Genomic DNA, 1,574 nt, shown 5'->3' on the forward strand with positions numbered 1-1,574 from the left:
GTTGATGAGCAGAGATTCAATCACCTTAGTCTGCTGACCGAAGGTATCGATATAATTCTCGTCGAGGATCTGTTCTGCAAACTTCACCAGCGGCTTGTACCCCTGCGTTTCTCTGGTAAGCGTGACTTCGGATGGATGTGGTGGGGTTAGAGGGAGTGAGACTATCCGTTGAAGATCTCTGATCTGTCGCCTGAGTCTGTCCTCTACTGTAGGTTCCGGAACCTCTTCTGCCAGTTTAACAGCAGCAAATAGAATTAACTGATTGAGAGGAATGTCCGCCGTGAGTTCATCATACTGACTTTCGAAGGAAGTTGCGAACGGCTCCTGACGAGCTAATTGTTTGGTCACCTGAAGCTGACCCTTGACGTGGTCAGTCGCTCGCTGCTTGGGGAGGTATCGTTTGTGGATCCCCCTTCGTAACAGTCGTTTAATCTCTTGCGCGTAGACCTGTCCTACGACTTCAATGAATGACTCTCCAACCGAGAACCCGATCTCTCCTCTACTAGTGACAAGTTCTTCGCTTACCCGACCCGCCTTCGCTAGATAGTATAATAGTTTGAATCCCTCTAGGCTATCTTTGGGGAGTACCTCAAGATACGCTCCACTTGGAAGCCCGATATGTCCAATGTGCTGCTTTATTTTGACTTTTTCAGAGGCAATGGACACACTACTTACATTATCATGCTTATCAAGGGCGGCGTAATCTTCCTCCGTGAGTGCTTGATTGGAGAGGTCCGTCTCTGTCCGCTCCTGTAAAGTAATCACCTCCTCAGTTGATTGAGAATTAGAACTCATTCAGGCGATATTTCGATGTCAAGTTCACCCTGATTGTCAATCACAAAGGTTCTGAGATTTTCTTTGAGTTTTGATGGCGTCATACTCACAACGTCGTTTGTTGACTCATTAATAAAATCAGAATCTCCACGTAAGATACTATCTTCTAGCTGTTGAGTGTCTTCGAAGAAGTACTCTTCCAAGAGCGGTAAGACATCGTACCTCCAGACATCAGTCAGTTCGATATCTCGTGGATCTTCACTATCACTCATCCAGGTATCTGGGTGTAAATACGCGTGACCGATTCGTTTCCCCTTTCCAAGTCCTCGAACAGCAGTGATCCGTTTATTAATGATCTCGAGCGCAAGCACCGATGCTGCTACCATTGCCTCAACGTCCTTCCGACCTGTCTCGACTAGCTCTGCGGCTGTTTCCTTGTCTTCAGGAAACACACTGTGGGAGTCATATAGAGCATCATAATCAGGGCTGAGCGAAATTGAAGCAAAACGTCGTCTCAGAGCGGCATCTAGTTTTGAAATCGATTGATCCGCAGTATTCATCGTCGCGATGATAAATACGTTTTCTGGGATCGTGAATTTAGCCCCAGAGTGAGAGAGGAACCGCTCTTGTCCGCGTTTATCTTTTTCAAGCAGAGTGATGATTTCGCCAAATATTTGCGGAACGTTGCCACGATTAAGCTCATCAATGACGAGCACGTATCGTGGTGGTGTTCGGTTTTCAGGTGTAGCTTCTAAGGCCTGAGCGGCTTCGATACAGATTTCCCGGAAGATCCCCTTCTT

General features: G+C 47.0%; 2 protein-coding genes. Both read right to left on the reverse strand.

Going from position 1 to position 1,574, the window contains the following annotated elements; genetic code table 11:
- Window positions 1-795: hypothetical protein (locus EXE42_RS15170; RefSeq protein ID WP_137706870.1), on the reverse strand; the 795-nt coding region annotated here is incomplete at its 3' end.
- A partial coding sequence (locus EXE42_RS15175; protein ID WP_158293719.1) for an AAA family ATPase occupies window positions 792-1,574 on the reverse strand: 783 nt, incomplete at its 5' end. The genes EXE42_RS15170 and EXE42_RS15175, both read right to left, overlap by 4 nt.

This window comes from Halorubrum sp. SP3, assembly GCF_005435195.1.
Classification (GTDB): Archaea; Halobacteriota; Halobacteria; order Halobacteriales; family Haloferacaceae; genus Halorubrum; species Halorubrum sodomense.